This is a genomic window from Deinococcus arboris (assembly GCF_009755355.1).
GTDB lineage: Bacteria > Deinococcota > Deinococci > Deinococcales > Deinococcaceae > Deinococcus > Deinococcus betulae.
Genome location: NZ_WQLB01000052.1, coordinates 1 through 16,661, shown reverse-complemented (window position 1 = coordinate 16,661; position 16,661 = coordinate 1). Strand labels below are relative to the sequence as shown.

General features: G+C 62.6%; 13 protein-coding genes. 6 read left to right on the top strand and 7 right to left on the bottom strand.

The genetic code is table 11. The features are described 5' to 3' along the window. A partial coding sequence (locus tag GO986_RS21430) for a tetratricopeptide repeat protein (RefSeq protein WP_157461560.1) occupies window positions 1-882 on the bottom strand: 882 nt, incomplete at its 3' end. Between the two features lie 82 nt (window positions 883-964). Next, a complete protein-coding gene (locus GO986_RS21425; protein WP_198170894.1) occupies window positions 965-1,729 on the bottom strand; it encodes an EAL domain-containing protein in 765 nt (254 codons plus the stop codon). A gap of 421 nt (window positions 1,730-2,150) precedes the next feature. Here GO986_RS21425 and GO986_RS21420 point away from each other — a divergent pair, with 421 nt between their 5' ends. From GO986_RS21420 to GO986_RS21410, 3 genes are all read left to right on the top strand, one after another. After that, entirely contained in the window at window positions 2,151-3,758 is a 1,608-nt protein-coding gene (locus GO986_RS21420) for a S8 family peptidase (protein ID WP_157461558.1), read from the top strand. Between the two features lie 116 nt (window positions 3,759-3,874). Continuing rightward, the gene (locus tag GO986_RS21415) at window positions 3,875-5,881 is read left to right on the top strand and encodes a M14 family zinc carboxypeptidase (protein ID WP_157461557.1); all 2,007 of its coding nucleotides are present in this window, start codon (window positions 3,875-3,877) and stop codon (window positions 5,879-5,881) included. A 284-nt stretch (window positions 5,882-6,165) separates the two neighbouring features. Next, entirely contained in the window at window positions 6,166-6,858 is a 693-nt protein-coding gene (locus GO986_RS21410) for a peptidase associated/transthyretin-like domain-containing protein (RefSeq protein ID WP_157461556.1), read from the top strand. 520 nt (window positions 6,859-7,378) lie between these two features. On the opposite strand, the gene GO986_RS21405 is transcribed toward GO986_RS21410, so the two are convergent. Continuing rightward, complete coding sequence (locus tag GO986_RS21405; RefSeq protein WP_157461555.1) at window positions 7,379-9,487, bottom strand: tetratricopeptide repeat protein; 2,109 nt, start codon at window positions 9,485-9,487, stop codon at window positions 7,379-7,381. Window positions 9,488-9,894: 407 nt separating this feature from the next. On the opposite strand from GO986_RS21405, the gene GO986_RS21400 reads away from it, so the two are divergent. Beyond that, window positions 9,895-10,935: a carboxypeptidase-like regulatory domain-containing protein gene (locus GO986_RS21400; protein ID WP_157461554.1), complete on the top strand. Its 1,041-nt coding sequence runs from the start codon at window positions 9,895-9,897 to the stop codon at window positions 10,933-10,935. A gap of 815 nt (window positions 10,936-11,750) precedes the next feature. Here GO986_RS21400 and GO986_RS21395 read toward each other — a convergent pair. Further along, window positions 11,751-12,320 (bottom strand): hypothetical protein, encoded by a 570-nt coding sequence (locus GO986_RS21395; protein ID WP_232337952.1) that lies wholly within the window; start codon window positions 12,318-12,320, stop codon window positions 11,751-11,753. Between the two features lie 142 nt (window positions 12,321-12,462). Between GO986_RS21395 and GO986_RS21390 the strand changes: the two genes are divergently transcribed. After that, window positions 12,463-12,957 carry a hypothetical protein gene (locus GO986_RS21390; RefSeq protein ID WP_157461552.1) on the top strand — a complete coding sequence of 165 codons (495 nt, stop codon included), beginning with the start codon at window positions 12,463-12,465 and terminating at the stop codon, window positions 12,955-12,957. Between the two features lie 172 nt (window positions 12,958-13,129). After that, a complete protein-coding gene (locus GO986_RS21385; protein ID WP_198170892.1) occupies window positions 13,130-13,672 on the top strand; it encodes a DinB family protein in 543 nt (180 codons plus the stop codon). 335 nt (window positions 13,673-14,007) lie between these two features. On the opposite strand, the gene GO986_RS21380 is transcribed toward GO986_RS21385, so the two are convergent. From GO986_RS21380 to GO986_RS23335, 3 genes are read right to left on the bottom strand one after another with little or no spacing between them, the layout of a single operon-like run. Further along, complete coding sequence (locus GO986_RS21380) at window positions 14,008-14,853, bottom strand: tryptophan 2,3-dioxygenase (RefSeq protein ID WP_157461550.1); 846 nt, start codon at window positions 14,851-14,853, stop codon at window positions 14,008-14,010. Further along, a complete protein-coding gene (kynU, locus tag GO986_RS21375; RefSeq protein ID WP_157461549.1) occupies window positions 14,850-16,097 on the bottom strand; it encodes a kynureninase in 1,248 nt (415 codons plus the stop codon). Before kynU ends, GO986_RS21380 begins: the two co-directional genes overlap by 4 nt. A gap of 48 nt (window positions 16,098-16,145) precedes the next feature. After that, window positions 16,146-16,268, bottom strand: coding sequence for a hypothetical protein (locus GO986_RS23335; RefSeq protein ID WP_255449455.1), 123 nt, complete (start codon window positions 16,266-16,268; stop codon window positions 16,146-16,148). Window positions 16,269-16,661 lie beyond the last annotated feature (393 nt).

Genomic DNA, 16,661 nt, shown 5'->3' with positions numbered 1-16,661 from the left:
GCCCATCTGCCTCACCAGTTCAAGAGTTTCCTGAAGAAGCGCGAGAGCGGGCCTCCATTCATTCGACTTCAGATACAACTTCGCCTGCTCGTACAGGAGATCCACGAGGTGTTCGAGATCACCAAGGGCTCGGGACCGTCCGATGGCGTCGGCAAAGAGCTTGTGGGCGCGCTCAACTTCCCCCAGGGCACCATAGGACTCGGCGATGTTGGCTGTACAGATAATGATTCCATACTCATTTTCTTGCTTCTGCGCGTAACTAAGTGCTTCTTTATGATATTTTAGGGCTTCATCCCACAGCTGGAGAAACATTCTGTTAAACCCAAGATTGGAGACGGCATGTAATTCTATATCTTCTCGTCCAATGGAATGAGCCAGCTTTAAAGCCCGTCCATAGGAGGCAAAAGCCTCGTCATGTCGGCCAAGCCGGTCGTAGACGATACCTATGTTGTTGAGGACGGCGGAGAGCATCCAGTAATTCCTCGATTCTTCGCAAATCCCTTCGCTTAAGAGATAATGGTGCAGAGCCTCTGGCAATTGACCCTGATTTGAAAATATGACGCCTCTGGCATTCCAGATTCTCGACAGGATGCCAATGTCGCCCAGCTTCTGATTAATTTTTTGTGCCTTGTCGAGCTGAACAAGAGCTGCATGATAGTCGCCCAGACGGTCCAGATTCAGAGCTTCAGCGATCAGGAGTGATGCCAGCGCCGTCCAATCTTTGTCGGCCTGCGCCAGGTCAATCGCCGTACGGGTGACGTTGAGCCCTTCGCGTGCGTCTACTTCCCGCAGGGCAAATGCCAGGTCAACGAGCAACCGCAGGTGCTCTCGCCCAGAAGCAAGCGCAACTTGCGATCTCAGACGGTTCACAGCCTCTGACATGACCTCATTTTAGAAGCACTCGCCCAGCATGGTGGGCTAGCTCATGCGCCTGGTCATCCCGTACCTTGCGGCTCCTTATCCTCTAAAAATGGCTGTCCCATTTGACACGCTCCGGTCCTTCTGCCAGCTTCGTGGTGCCTGGCGTCCAACATTCTTGCGGCCGAGCAAAGAGGTAACCCTGGAGCAGGGGCACATCCATCGCCTGGAGAGTCCGCAACTGCACAGGGGTTTCGACCCCTTCCGCCGTGATCTCCAACTGGAGCCGCTGACAAAGTTCGACCAGGCCACGCACAATGGTGAGGCTCCGCGCGTCTCGCCGCTGAAGGGGCTGAACGAGACTGCGGTCAAGTTTGAGCCCGTCAAACGGAAAGAACTGCAGGCAGGACAGATTCGAGAATCCCGTGCCAAAGTCATCAAGCACCACGCGAACGCCGAACGCCCTGAGCCGCCGCAGCGCACGGGCCGCGTAACAAGACCCCGTCATCAGCATGGCTTCTGTCAATTCCAGTTCCAGACAGTTTGGTTGAAGGCCAGTGTCCCTAAGCACCTGTTTGACAGTGGTCACAAAGTTGCGCCTGCTGAATTGAGCTTCAGACAGGTTCACCGCCACGCGGGTCCCCGGCCACCGGGCCGCCGCGTGGCAGGCTTGCCACAACACCCAGGTCCCCACGTCGGCCATCTCGTCTGAGGCTTCCAGATGCGCCAGAAAGTCGTTGGGCGAGACCAGCGGCTGTCCCGCAGGTTGCCACCGCAGCAACGCCTCAGCTTTGACGGGTTGCCCTGAGACGGCCGACACGATCGGCTGGTAATGCACCCTGAATTCGCCCCGGCGCAGGGCGCCCGACAAAAGGTCCGAAGAACAGGTGGGTGGTGGGTGAGTCGGCAGGAGAGAGGCCTCAGGAAGAATCTGGTCGGGCGAGGAGCATGACTGAAACGTCAGCTGCTGCTCTACGAGGTCGCGGCAGGATGAGGGGAGATCCCGCTGGACCTGGAACGAGAGCGCTGAGTGTGGCGGTAAGACAGACCTCATGACTCGTTGCATGGGAGCCCCCAAGCTGCTGGTGAGATAAGTAGATAGTAGCCTGGCTTGTTCGCTAGGTGGAATTATCCGGCGCGATAACAGCTCATTCTGAACAAGTTGTCTAGACCTATTGTGTCATTTACATCAGCCTGACACCTACACTCATGTCGTCACCACAACGTCATCTCTGCACTGCACCCGCGGTGGCCCTTTTGTTCACTGAGTGAATAATTGTCTGGAGGCTCACATGAATGCACGGCTCACTGCTGGAACCCTCGGTTTGACCCTCCTCCTCGCTGCCTGTGGGCAGCAGGCCACGGCTCCGACTGCCGCTCAGCCCGATGCTCAGTCGTCGCTGCCGACAACCTTGACCCGCACAGCCGCGCCGCTGCTGGGCACGAGCAATCCAGAAGCTATTCCTGGCCAGTACATCGTGGTGCTGAGCGAAGGCGCTGTGAACAACCTGTCCACTCAGAGCGCCAGTGGGCTCATCAGCAGCCTGTCGCTTGACCCTCAGGGCGTGACCATCCAGCACATCTACGGCGCAGCCCTCAACGGCTTTGCCGCCAAACTGAGCGCGCAGAACCTCAGCACCCTGCGCAGCGATCCCCGCGTGAAATACGTCCAACAGGACAGCTATTCCAAGGCCACAGCCACCCAGTCGAATGCCGTCTGGGGTCTGGACCGCATCGATCAGCGCAGCCTGCCCCTGAACAGTTCGTACACCTACGACTCGACGGCCAGCGCGGTCAAGGTGTACATCATTGACACCGGCATCCGGACGAGCCATCAGCAGTTTGGCGGCCGGGCCACCTGGGGCACCAACACGACCGGCGACGGCAACAACTCAGACTGCGGTGGACACGGCACGCACGTGGCCGGCACGGTGGGCAGCGCCACGTACGGTGTGGCCAAGGGCGTCAAACTGATCGCCGTGAAGGTGCTGGACTGCCAGGGCCGTGGCCAGAACAGCGGCGTGATTGCAGGGATCAACTGGGCGCTGAACAACAAGGGCAGCGGCACGGCCATTGCCAACATGAGTCTGGGCGGAGGGGTTGACCAGGCCGAAAACGACGCCGTGACCAACGCCAGCAGCAAAGGGCTCTTCATGGCTGTTGCCGCAGGGAACGAAAACCAGAACGCCTGTAACGTCTCGCCGGCCAGCTCTGCGGGCGCTTTCACCGTCGGTGCCACCACCAAGACGGACCGCCGCGCCGATCCCAACGACTGGGGCACTGGCCTGGGCAGCAACTACGGCAACTGCGTTGACATCCTGGCCCCCGGAACGGGCATCACGAGCACCGTGAACACGAGCGACACCGCCATCAGCAGCGCGACCTGGAACGGCACCTCTATGGCCACGCCCCACGTCGCAGGTGCAGCGGCGCTGATCCTGGCCGCCAACCCCAGCTACACCTCGGCCCAGATTGCCACGGCCCTGACCAACAGCGCGTCCACGGGCAAGCTGTCGAACCTGAACGGCAGCCCTGACCGCCTGCTGTTCACCAACCCGGGAGGCACCACGCCGACGCCAAACCCTGACCCCACGCCCACCCCCGGCAACAAGACCTACACCGGCACTGTGAGCGCTGGACAGTTCAGCTACCAGCCCGGCTCGGCAGGCTTTACCTACGCGGGCGGCACCCTGAAAGCCACGCTGAGTGGGCCTTCCGGCACCGACTTTGACCTCTATCTGCTCAAGAAGGGTGCCAACGGCTCTTGGAGCTACGTGGCCGAGAGCGAAACGCCCTCCAGCAGCGAGACTATTACCTACAACGCGACCAGCGGCACGTATGTCTGGGGCGTGTACGGGTACGCCGGCAGCGGTCAGTACACCCTCGTCGAAACCAAGTAAACCGTTCAGGTGAGACCCTCGTGGGCACGCCTGGGCGTGCCCACACCTGATTTCTGGTTGTTCAAAGGTTTCTGTTCTCCACTCGCATCCTTTTCCTGTACCCATGCAGAGGTTTTATGAAGCGAACTCTGGCTGTTTCTCTCATCAGTGCCTCTTTGCTGCTGGCTTCCTGCTCCCAGACGCCTCAGCCGCAGGCCGCCCCGCCGGTCACAACAGGCGCCTCTTTGGTCGCCACGGCCGATGAATGCAGTGTGTTTCAGCAAAAGCCCATCGTGGTCTCGCGCATTGACTTCAAAACGGATCGTGACTGGACAGACATCATCACGACCTTTGAGCCTGTGGGCGGCAGTCTGGAAGAGCGCTTCGTCCTGCTGGACGTGGGCCAGGCAGATTTTGAGCGCCTTCGGGTGACTGGGCTGACACGCGGCTGGACCATCCGCATTGACAAAGCCGAAACGGAGAAGCACAGCGGCTCGCTGAAAGAAAATCTGGGCAGCCTCGCCATCAGCGGCTATTCCTGCTACCGCACCGTTGAAGAAACGTACAGCAGCGCGCAGGCCATTGTGTCGCAGTACCCGAATCTGGCCACCTGGAGCAGCATCGGCTCGACCTGGCTCAAGACGCAAGGGCGCGGCGGCTACGACATGAATGTCCTCAAGCTGACCAACAAGAGTGTCACGGGCACCAAGCCTCGCCTGGTCATCACAGCCTCTATCCATGCGCGGGAATACACACCGGCCGAGCTGACCACCCGCTTCGCCGAATATCTGGTGTCCAATTACGGCAAGGACGCGGACGTGACCTGGATGCTGGACAGCCAGGAAGTCTGGCTGGTGCTGCAAAGTAACCCGGATGGCCGCAAGAAAGCGGAAGCTGGCGCCTCATGGCGCAAGAACGCCAACGATACCCAGCGGTGCAGCAACGGGCTGTATGGAGTGGATCTGAACCGCAACTTCAACTATGCCTGGGCGAACGGCGGCTCCAGCACTGATCCTTGCAACGAAACGTACATGGGTTCGGCCGCTGCCTCCGAGCCAGAAACCAAGAACCTGCAGACCTTTATCAAGTCGGCCTTCGCGGACAACCGTGGGCCCAACCGCACCGACGCGGCCCCCGCGGCGACCCCTGGCGTGTACATTGACGTGCACAGCTACGGCAAGTTGGTCCTCTGGCCCTGGGGGGACACCAACACCGCCGCGCCGAACGGTACCGCGCTGCAGTCGCTGGGCCGCAAGCTGGCGTACTTCAATGGTCATACTCCGCAGCAGTCCATCGGTCTGTATCCGACCAGCGGCACCACGATTGACTTCACTTACGGGGAACTGGGCGTGGCCGCCTACACCTTCGAGCTGGGCGGCGCGTTCTTCGAGAGCTGCTCCACCTTCACAGGCACCGTGCTGCCCCAGAACCAGGCCGCGCTGCTGTACGCCCTGCGCGTGGCGCGTGCCCCCTACCAGTTGGGCAGCGGTCCAGATAGCGTCAGCCTGACCGCCCCAGCCAATGTGGCGGCGGGCGCCAGCTTCACCCTGAGTGCCAGCGCCGACAACACCCGTTTTAACACCAGCAATGGGTCGGAGCCCAGCCGCACGGTGGCCGGCGCCGAATACTTTATTGATACGCCGCCCTGGGCCGGTGGGACCGGCACGGCCCTGACCGCCACTGATGGCAGCTTTAATGCCAGCCGTGAGAATGTTCAGGCAACGGTCTCTACCACTGGCCTGAGCGCTGGCAAACACACCGTCTACGTCCGCTCTAGAAATGGCAACGGCACGTATGGCCCGGTTTCGGCGCTGTTCGTGACCGTGGGCGGCAGCACCACCCCGACGCCCACACCCACCACCTACAACGGCAGCGTGAATGCTGGCGGCAGTTCTTACCAGCCAGGCACGGCCGGCTTTAACTACGCCGGTGGGACCCTGAAAGGTGTGCTGAGTGGGGCCAGTGGCACCGACTTTGACCTGTACCTGCAAAAACTCAGTGGCAACAGCTGGGTGGATGTCGCCGCCGCTGAAACACCTTCCAGCAGCGAGACCATCACCTACAACGCGGCCAGTGGCACGTACCGCTGGCAGACCTATGCCTACAGCGGCTCGGGCAACTACACCCTGACAGAAACGCGCTAAAGGTATGGCTGAGGCGGCTCTGAAAGTTACTTTCCTCTTTCCTCTGTTCCGCTGCGTGGGGGAGAGGCGGGTGGAACAGCGTCGCCTCTGCCAGCAGTTGCCCAGCCCTGAAGGCCAGCGTGTGCAGGTGATCGAGTGGTCAGGGGGAGCCGTAAGAAGGTGCGCGGCTCCTCCTGATTATTGCCCTCGGTCTAGTTCGCCGTCCACCATCATCGGCCCATCATGGCCCGTTGCATACGCTTCCCCAACAAGGACAGCCTCTTGGCCAGTCCAGGGAGAGAAGAATGCAAAACGTGACATCGCTGGCGCTGTTGACCGCTGCTGGACTTGGCAGCCTGGCCCTGGGGGCCGCGAGTAAGCCTGTTCCCTACGTGATGACGGGTGTAGTCAAGACCGCTGGAGGGCAGCCCGTGCCTGGCGTGGAGGTCTACGCGGACAATACGGTGTATTACAACATGAACGTGGTGGCAAAGACGGATGCCAAGGGGCGCTACCGCATTGAACTGCCGCACAACGTGGGCACCTGGCGGCCTGGCGCAACCCTGGAGCGCAATTATCAGGGCGACCGTTTCCGCATGACGATCTACCCGAATGACCGGGCGGCTTTTCAGAGCACCAAAGGCGCCGTGCGGGACTTTGTCTGGAAACTCAATGGTCCTTACGAAGGCGGGGTGCTGGGCGAGCAGGTCAACGTCTATCACGGCGACGGTATTGCGTACGGCGACCTGATCGTGACCCTGACCCCCGAGGGGCCGCTGATTGATGGCAGCCAGGGCAAAGCGCTGATTATTCGCCCCACCACGTCGGTGGTCAAAGACGTGCCGCTAGGCCGCTACCGCATGACGGCAAAACTCAGTACCGGTCAGCCGGTGCTCGTGCAGGCGGAGGGCAGCGACACCTGGGCGGCCTCAGCGGTGAACACCTTCAAGAACAATATGTACGGGATTCGCATGTCATTCAGCACTCGGTTGCCCTGAGAGCTCTGGCCACGGCAATCATCAAGGGCACACCAAGAGCAGAAGACCCAACCGCCCCCTCTCTCCAGCCCAGGTCCTGAAGCCTGGGCTTTTTGCTGTCAGCTGATGTTTGCGCTTCTCGCTTGGGTATGTGTTTGCGCGCCTCCTTTGCCCAGAAGGGTCAGGCCCTTCTAGCCGTGAGGAGTTGCTGGCCCTGAGACGTTCCCCAGGGGGCCCTACAGAAGGCAGCCACCACCCTGGGTGTCTGAGGCAGGCGGATTTAGAGGGCTGCGTGGGAAGAGACTGAGCAGCGAGACGGCGACCTCCGTGAAGTGGACGGTATCTCTCCAGCCAAAGCTGTCAGAAGTGCAGCGCAACGGGAGAGTCGTCTTCGTACCTGCCCTAAAGTTCAGTGTTCAGCTGAGCCCTGACCCTAACGAGAACGTGCCATCAGCCTCAAGTTCTGCTCCCAGTTCACTGACAAGAACAGAGAAGGGGAGGCCGCCTCGCTTCAGCGACCTCCCTGCCCGGCCCTTCCTGCTCAGCGTTCGCGCCAGTAGGCCACCGCCGCTGCTATGCCAAACTCTTGCTCTATCTTGCCTTCCCACAGGCCGGTCGAAGCGTCTGGGCCCGCGCCCAGCGACCCCTTGAGTTCCACGCGCATACCGGCGTCCTGAATCCCGTCACGGCTGAACTTGATGTACAGGCCTTCCTTGGCCCCCAGCCCGCCGGTGGCTGGCACCCCTTTGGGCAGCTTGAATTCAGCCTTGACCCCCGTAAAGATGGTGGCGTCGCCGTTCCAGTCGAGGCTCGCCTGGGCAAAGCCCCCCAGCCAGTCCGTGCCCAGCAGCGAGGACGTCGAGAGTTCGATGTCAATCTTCTTGCAGCTCAGGGACCAGCTCAGGCCCAAGCCCGACGCCTTGAGGGCGGCCGACGGCACTTTGGACTTCATTTTCATGGTCGAGAGCAGCCCGCCGCAGGGGTCGGCGTCCAGCGTGGGCAACTCGGCCAGCTCAAGAGGCACCTCCTGCACCTTTTGCCCGCTGCAGAACAGCCCAGGCACGTCACTGATCAGGACCGCAGCGTACACCACTGGGCCGTAGAAAGACGATTTGGCCGAGGCCTCGATGGCGGCGCGTTTGGCGGCCCGCACCTTGGGGTCGGGCAGGTTGGCGGCCAGCGCCGTCTCGAACTTGACGCGCGCCGAGACAAAGCGGGCCATCGCCTGTTCCTGCGCCTTCACGTAAGGCCGCAGGGCGTCCATGTAGGTCTGGTAGGCGTCGTCATAGACCCGGTCCACGTCGGCGCAGGTGTGAGGCGAGGGCAGCCCCTTCATGCCGGCCTCAATCGTCTTGTTGCGCTCATCGGACAGCGGGCGAAAGGCCTTGTGCAGCGCGTAGTGCGCCGCATACGCCGACTGGTACGACGGCCAGACCTCCGGCTCAAAGACCGAGGTGGTGATGACCCCATTGACCAACTCGAACCAGCGCCGCTCCCCTGGGTCCAGCACCTGAGAGAGATTGACAGCCGTAGCGCGGGCGTGCAGGCCGTTCAGAATGCCCTCGCCTTTGCGCTCCAGGGCCTCGTACTGCTCATGCATTGAGATGGCCTCGCGGCGGTCACGCGGCAACTTGAGCTGCGGCAGGTCAAAGGTTGCCCCGCGCGAGAGGTCAAACAGGGTGCGTGCGGCGCGGCGGGTGGAGGCCTGCTCGCGCGGCTTCAGGTCGTCGCCGTGCGTGTTAGGCGTGTCTTCAGTCACGATGAGGTCGCTGCTTTCGGGGGCGACGGTGCGCCGCAGGGCCACCCGCAGCTCGCGCGTGGCGCCCGTCACATCGCCGCTGCACAGCAGGGCCTTGGAAAGATTCATGCGCGCCTCGGCCAGGTCGGGGGCCAGCGCCAGGGCCTGTTTCAGGGGCGCCTGCGCTTCACTCCAGCGCCCCAGGCCCAGGAAGGCGTGTCCCCGGTTGGTCAGGGCGACCGCCTGTCCCGGCACACCACCGGGCGCAGGCAGGGTGCCGCCCAGCTCGGCGGCGCGGTCCAGCACGGCGATGGCCTCGCGCGGCAACCCCGACAGGGTCAGGACGCCCGCAAGGTTCACCAGGGTCATCGGGTCTTTGGGCTTTGTGCGGTGCCCGGCCAGCAGCAGGGCGAGGGCAGCTCTGGGACTCTTGGCCGCCAGCGCCGCCGCCACGTCCGACGAGGTGCTGCCCGTCGCCTGGCGGCCGGGCGTTCCCACAAGCGCCTCGGCTGTCTTCAGTGCCGTCTCGAAGGTTATCGCCCCCTTCTCGCGGCGCACGGGCAAGGGCAGCACCTTGGTGCCCTTTTCTTTCTGTTCACGCGCCATTTTCAGCGAATGTTCCAGGCCTGCGCGGGCCGGGTCGCCGGGTGCCAGGGTCGCCAGCATTTTTTCCAGTGACCGGATGACCTCGTCAATGTTCAGGCCGCCGGTGGGGGCGAGGCCGGGCGTCTTGAAATCACGCACGGCCGGCTTGCAGGCCTCGCCGCTCAGCTTTGCTACCTGGGCGCGCATTGCCGCCTCGGGGCCCAGGATGGTCTGGTCACTCAGCGACACCCAGGACCCGGCGGCCAGGGCAGAAGAGGCGAAGAAGGTGGCGGTGAGCGCCAGGGGCCGGGTGAGGCGACGTGTCATGGCGTTAGGGTGACGCGCAGGGCATGATGGGCGGATGGTCAGCGGCAAGTGGGGGCGCCCCTGAGTCGTCAGAAGCAGTCGGCGGCCCAAGCGAGAGACTGAAACGCCTGACTGCGAGATGGCCACTGTGCGGTGTGCCCTGGCGTCAGGCAGGACATCTTCACTGAGGAGATAGCAATTTGAGAGTTGTGCGTTCCTCTCCAGGTTTGCCGCACGGCTGAATCAGGCCCTCGACTGCTGACTTCATTCGGTCAGGAACGGTCAGCCTGACGCCTTGTTCCGGGCCGCCATCAGCTGGGCTTTCCAAACAAAAACGGCATCAGGCTGGGGCACCATCGGTCCATCATCCTGGCCCGTGCATCCTCCAGGTGTTGAGAGCACACTTTCCTGCTCGGGAGGACACCACCATGACTTATGCACGCCTGCTCGCCGTCGCCCTTTTCGCCCTGCCCGCCGCCCTTCCCGCCCTGTCCACTGGGACTGGCGTGGCCTTCGCGGCGACCAGCCCGGCCAGTCCCCTGAGCGGCGCCTGGAAGGGCAAAATTGACGGCCTCTACGATGTGGAGGTCAGCCTGACCTTGCAGGGCACCCGCGTGACTGGCCTCACGCGCTTTGCCCAGAAAGACTTTCCAGTCTCTGGCACCTGGGACGCGGCCCGGAACCTCGTGACCTACAGCTTCAAGTATTTCGATGGCCGCACGAACACCGTCAAGGCGACCTTAAAAGGCAATACCCTGAATGGCGCCTACACCTGGTCCAAGGGCAAGCCGGGCACCATGACGTTGACGCGCGTGGCCTCAGGCGCAGCCGCAGGCAGTGACAAGGCAGCCGCCTACGTCATGACGGGGACGGTGCGCAACGACAAGGGCAGTCCTATCGCCGGTGTCGAGGTCTTTGCCGACCACACCGCCTTTTACAACATGAATGCGGTGGGCAAGACGGACGCCCAGGGCCGCTACCGCATTCCCCTAGCGCAGCAGCCCGGCACCTGGAACGCGGGCGCCTACCTGCGCGGCGAGGTGGGCGGCCAGCCCTTCGAGGTGCGCCTCTCGCCCGACAACGACACGCCCTTTGACGGCTCCAAGGGGGCTGTGCGGAATTTTACCTACAAGGCCAGCAACGCCCCCAGCGGCAAGGTCTACACCTACCTCAGCCATTCGAATGTCGAGGTGGATTACGACCAGCTTGAGTTCATCTTCACCCCGGACGGCCCGAACGCGGCGGGCAGCACCGCGCCCTTTAGCGTCAAGAACAAGCCTGGCTACGGCATGCCGGACGTTCCGCTGGGCCGCTACAAGGTCAGTGCGACCCAGGTGCTGAACGGAGTCAAGCAGCCGCTCCTCCTGAGTTCGCGCGGTCAACAGAAAGCGTCCCTGAGTGTGCTGGCCACTTTCACCTATGACAGTCACTATGGGCAAACGCTGGAACTCTTTCTTGAAAATCCCTGAGTGGGTGTCGGGTAGAGGGCTGGCCCAATCTCTGGCATGAAGAAAGAGACGTATGCCGGGCTGAGAACATCCACCCAGAAGCCACCGGAGACCGCAAACTGGTTTCCGGTGGCGCGGTTTTGAGGTGGTGGGCTTGGTAATTTAGCGGCCAGACCGCTTGAGAACCTGTGCCCAGCTTTCCTGGTTGGTGCCCTCACCTCGCCGGTCTAAAGAAATCAGGAGGTTGGCATCACGCAACTCGGTTTGCGGTTGGCGGCCAACTTGCCGGTCACCGTGACCTGCCGTTCTCCTGCGGTGGCCCCCGCCTGAACCGTGAGGGACCAGCCGCCGGGCCACTGCCGGGACCACCCGACAGGCAAAGTGGGCGCCTGTTTGAGGGCCGTCAGCAACGGGGCAGGCGGGAGGCTACCAAGGCACCCAGCCCCAAGTGCTGTGGCCGCCTGAGTCAATGCCGTCAGCACGGACAAGGTGCTCCCCTGTGGTCGGAGGTTACCCCAGACTTCAAAGGCGCGGAGTTGCCCGGCGTCGCTGGGTTGCGTCGCCTCTGAAGATGCGAGAAGAAACAGCGGTGGCTGACTGCTCCAGCGCCACACGGAAAACGAGGCGCGGGCCTGTTCAAATCTTGGCGTTCCAGAGAGGCCCGCCTGCCGCAGAACGGCAAAGGGGGTGCGCGGCTCAGCGCCGCCAGCCTGGGCCGTGCAGGCACTCAGCAAAACGGCAAGGGTCAGAAAAGAACGTTGTGTGCAGGTCATATCACTCCGGGTATGGTTTAGGACGGGTGGTGTGGGCAGAGGCGGTCAGGCAGTCTCTGCAGGTCAGGGCCGGCGCCAGGTCAGGCGCTGGTTGGCGACACTGCCAAGGGTGAGATGATTCCCTGTCAGGGTCCACTCCACCAGATTCCAGCCTTGCTGGTAATCAAGGGCAAACGTTTTGGTCACGTTGCCGCATAGCTGCTCTCCCCGGACGATGGTCGGCAGGGTGGCATACACGTATTCATAGGTGTAGACGTTGTCACCCTGAAGCCGGCGCGTGGTCACGAAGCCCTGAAGCGTGCCGTGATGCCACAGCCGCAGCCGGTCGGTGGACAGGGTCATAAACTGCGCCTGCGTATTGCTCTGGATCACCGTGCCGCTGCACAGGGGCGAGCCGTAGAATGTGCCGTCAGGGCTGGGGTCGGCCGGCAAAGGCAGCTGAAACTGACCATTCAGAGCGACCGGCACAGGAATGTGCGGCACCCCCTCTACAGCGGTGTGGCTGATGGCGTCCGGCTGTAGGCCAGCGACATCAACCTGACCGACGATAAAGGGCGTGGAAGGCAGCGGCGCTGTGCCCCCGCAACTGGTCAGGGCGAGTGTGAGAACAGTCAGTGACAGGATTCGGTTCATGCTGCGAGCATGCGCGGCGCGGGATGACATCAGCGTGACGCCCTGCTGTCCATCTGGTTAGGCTGCGTGCAACTGGGGCCACAGAGGAAGAACCCTTCCAGGTGTCACCTCCATGTCACTGCCCTGGATTTAAGGTCACGTCATGCCTTTGCTGACCCGCACCGCTGCCCTCATCTCCTTCTCCGCATTAGCCCTGAGCCTGAATGGCCAAGCCGCTCCGTCGTCGCCGCTGTCCACCTGCTCTGGTCCCATCCCCGAACTGCTGAGCTGCAAGTACCCGCTGAAAGCGTTTGGCGGCCGTGTGCTGCCCCAGATTCTGCCCAACACCGTTCCATACGAGAAACGGGTGATGCGCCTCACGGGAGGCCTCCTGCGCCTGAACACCACGGCCCGCGAGCCCAATACGGGCACTTACTCTCTGGAATGGAACTGGATGGACAACGAGAAGAACCTGAAAAAGACGGCCAATGATGTGGGCAACTTCGTCATCACGGCTGCTGGTCAGCTCACCTTCACGTCTATGGGCGGCACAGTGTACAAAGGCACGCTGAAAGGGGGTCAGGTGGCGGTGACAGGTGTGCCCCTTGTGACGGACAACTTCAGCGGCCGGGTAGCGCTCACCTTCTCGGGAAAGTGAGGGGCGCCGTTGCAACAGTCAGGCGAGGTCGCTGGAAATGGGCTTCTATGGCCGGATCACCCTCTCCAACGCCTCGCCATCAACCTCAGCAGACAGCCGGCTGTTCAAAGCATCTAACGGTCTTCATATGCCAGTGCTCCCCCACTTAAGGGCGCCGCGATACGATTCGGCCATGAGCCCTGCGTCGCGCCCAGCGCCTTCGGACTACTCGCCGTTCTACGAAACGTATGTGGCGCTGGTGGACACCGCCCCCATTCTGGAAACGCTGGAAAAGAACATAGGAGAGACCCGCGCGCTATTGAGCACCCTGATAGACGCGCAAGCGGCGTTCGCGTACGCACCTAACAAATGGACACTCAAGCAGGTGATCGGGCACATGATAGACACGGAGCGGGTCTTTGCTTACCGGGCGCTGCGGGCCGCCCGTGGAGACCATCAGACCGCGCTTGCGGGCTATGACGATGAGGCCTGGGCGGCGACCTGGAACGTGGCGCACCTGTCCATAGACGCGCTGTCTGACGGCCTACAGGTGGTGCGGAACAACACCCTGCATCTGTTGCGTCACCTTGAGCCGGGAGACTGGCAGCGCCGAGTGACCGCCAACGGAACTGAGTTCACGGTGCAGGCGTTAGGCTTCATTATTGCCGGGCATGAGCTGCATCACCGGCAGATTGTGCAGGAGCGGTATTTAAGTGGGCACGCAGGTATTCTCTGAAGTGCTGTGAGGCCGGCCACGTGGATGACCAATCACGGCTAGGGCAGCTTAAGCCGGACGTTCTCTCGGAAAAGATTTGCCGGACGGAAGAAGGTTGCTAAGCCTGACTGCCTCATACGGATTCCGTCTGTTCCGTTGACAAACCAGAACTGGTTTGCAAACTCCATGCCCGGAACCCGCCCTGCTCTGCTTCGCAGCTTGACAAGTCGCTCTGCTCGGATTCAATCGTTTTTGCAAACGATTTAATCGGAGTCCGTATCACAGGCGCCCGCACGAACATCTCAAAAGAAGAAGCCGGAAGAGTGCTGACTCCCGGCTCCTTCTCTTTCACCACCTTACAACCGTGTCCGAATCTCCCACAGTTCTGGGAACAGCACCGTTCCCAGGGCCCGGCGCAGATACGCGGCGCCGCTGGTTCCGCCTGACCCACGCTTAAAGCCAATCGTGCGCTCCACCGTCGTCATGTGGTTAAAGCGCCAGCGGCGAAAGTTGTCTTCCACGTCCAGCAGTTTTTCGGCCAGTTCGTACAGGTCCCAGTAGTGTTCCGGGTCGCGGTACACCTGAAGCCAAGCGGCCAACACGTCCTCATTCAGAACAGGGGGCAAGGTGAGGTCGCGGGCCAGCACCTCGGACGGAATGGCCAGGCCGCGTGCCGAGAGCAGGCGCAGGGTCAGGTCATAGACGCTGGGGGCCAGCAGGTCAGCTTGCAGGGGACCGTAGACCTCGGGGCGGTGTTCGTGCGGCTTGAGCAAGACCGCGTGCCGGTTGCCCAGCAGAAATTCCACGTGGCGGTAGGCAGCACTCTGAAAGCCGGACGCCTGCCCGAAAGCATGGCGAAACTGCAGGTAGTCAGCCGGCGTCATGGTTTTTAGGACTTCCCAGGCGTTCGTCAGCTGCTCCTGGGCGCGCACCACGCGGGTCAGGCCCTTGAGCGGGGCGTCAGTGATGCCGCCTTCCAGTTGTGTCATAGCGGCGCGCAGTTCGCGGATAATCAGTTCCAGCCAGACTTCAGAGACGTGGTGAACGGCAATAAAGAGGTGCTCGTCGTGGGCCGCCGTCACCGGCTGGTGGGCACTCTTGAGGATGTCCAGTTGCAGGTAGTCGCCGTAGCTGAGGCTGCGGGTAAAGTCGGTGTGCGCCTGCTCGGGGGCGTCGGGGTGGGGGGCGCCCTGCCGGGTCATGCGTAGGCCTCCAGAACCGCCTGCACGCCCTGCGCGGCGCGGGAGACATCGGCAAACGAGTGGTACAGCGGCGTGAAACCAAAGCGCAGAATGTCTGGCGTGCGGAAGTCGCCCACGATGCCCGCTGCAATCAGCTCAGCCATCACGGCTCGGGCGTCTGGATGACGGTAACTGACCTGGGACCCGCGCCGGGCTTGGTCACGCGGGGTCACTAGGGTCAGCCCCAGGCGCTCGCTGACCGGGTCCAGCAGGGCGATAAATGTATCCGTCAGGGCCAGCGATTTGGTCCGTAGGGCCTGCAGATCCACATCCTCAAAAACGTCCAGGGCGGCGTCCAGCGCGCTCAGGCTCAGGACCATCGGCGTGCCGGTCACGAAGCGGCGGGCGCCGGGGGCCGGCTGAAAGTCGCGGGCCATCTCGAAGGGGTCGGCATGCCCCATCCAACCGCTTAGGGCCACTGGGGCCGCGTGGTGACGGCGGGCGGCAAACAGAAAGGCCGGGGCGCCGGGGCCGCCATTCAGGTACTTGTAACCGCAGCCCACCGCAAAGTCGGCGCCCGCCGCGTTCAGCTCGACCGGAAAGGCACCCGCCGAATGCGCCAGGTCCCAGACCGTCAGGGCGCCTGCCGCGTGCGCCGCTGCACTAACCGCCGCCAGGTCCAGGCAGCGGCCGGTGCGGTAGTCCACCTGGGTGAGCAGGACAGCTGCCACCTCGCTGTTCAGGTGCGCGGCGACGTCGTCGGCCGGCACGCGGCGCAGCTCGTACCGCTCGCCCAGCAGACCAATCAGGCCCTGCGCCACATACAGGTCGGTGGGAAAGTTGTCCTGGTCAGTCAGAATCACGCGGCGGCCAGGGTGCGCTGTGGCCAGGGCGGCGGCCAGCGCCTTGAAGGTATTGACGCTGGTGCTGTCGCCCACCGCCACCTCATCGGGGTGCGCGCCAATCAGGCGGGCCAGCTTGGCGGCCACGCGGTCAGGCAGGCCCATCCAATCTTGTCCCTGGGCGGCACCCGCTGTCCAGGACCCGATCAGGGCCTGTCCCCATTCCTGGGTCGTCACGCGGGTCAGGCGCTCGGTTACGCGGCGGCTCAGGGCACCCAGGCTGTTGCCGTCGAGGTAAATCACACCGCCGGGCAGCATAAATTCCTGACGCTTATGGGCCAGTGGGTCGTGGGCGTCCTGGTCGAGGAGGTGGGCGGGAACGGGCAGTCGGTCCAGAGCGAACTGGACGGTAGGGGTGGTCATGGGCAACTCCTTGGTGAGGGCGGGTGGCGGCAGAGGGTGAAAAGAGGCTCAACCGTGCTGCGCGCTCATCGGCCGGCCCAGCTGGGCGCACCACCAGGCATGCAGGGCGCACGCGATGTCGTTGGCAGCGGCGCGTGGGCGCAGCGCTCCACACAGCGGGCAGGCGTTCATAGGGTCAGGGTAGCGCGCGAGGGGCACACCGCAAAAGCCCTGGGCCTCCAAGCTTCTGGAGGACAGCGAAAAGCTTAGGTTATATGGAACTCAGATCAATTGAATGACGAACCCAGGCGCACCGAAATAATGAAAAACGTCATCAGAACCCCTATTTGACTACGGCGCAGTCAGCGTTTTTCAGAAGCCTATTCTGTCTGGCGCGACAGTGTTCTGAGCAGCCAGCAAACGGACCGCCTGATCTGTGATGCGTCTCCCTGTCTACTTCTGTTGACCTTGCGGCGTCATAGCCCAGCGCTCGCTCTCGTCTTCACTGATTGGTGTCACGGGGCCAGACCATGTGGCCCGCGCTAACGGTAGAGACACATGGTCCCAGCTGTGATCATCAACTGC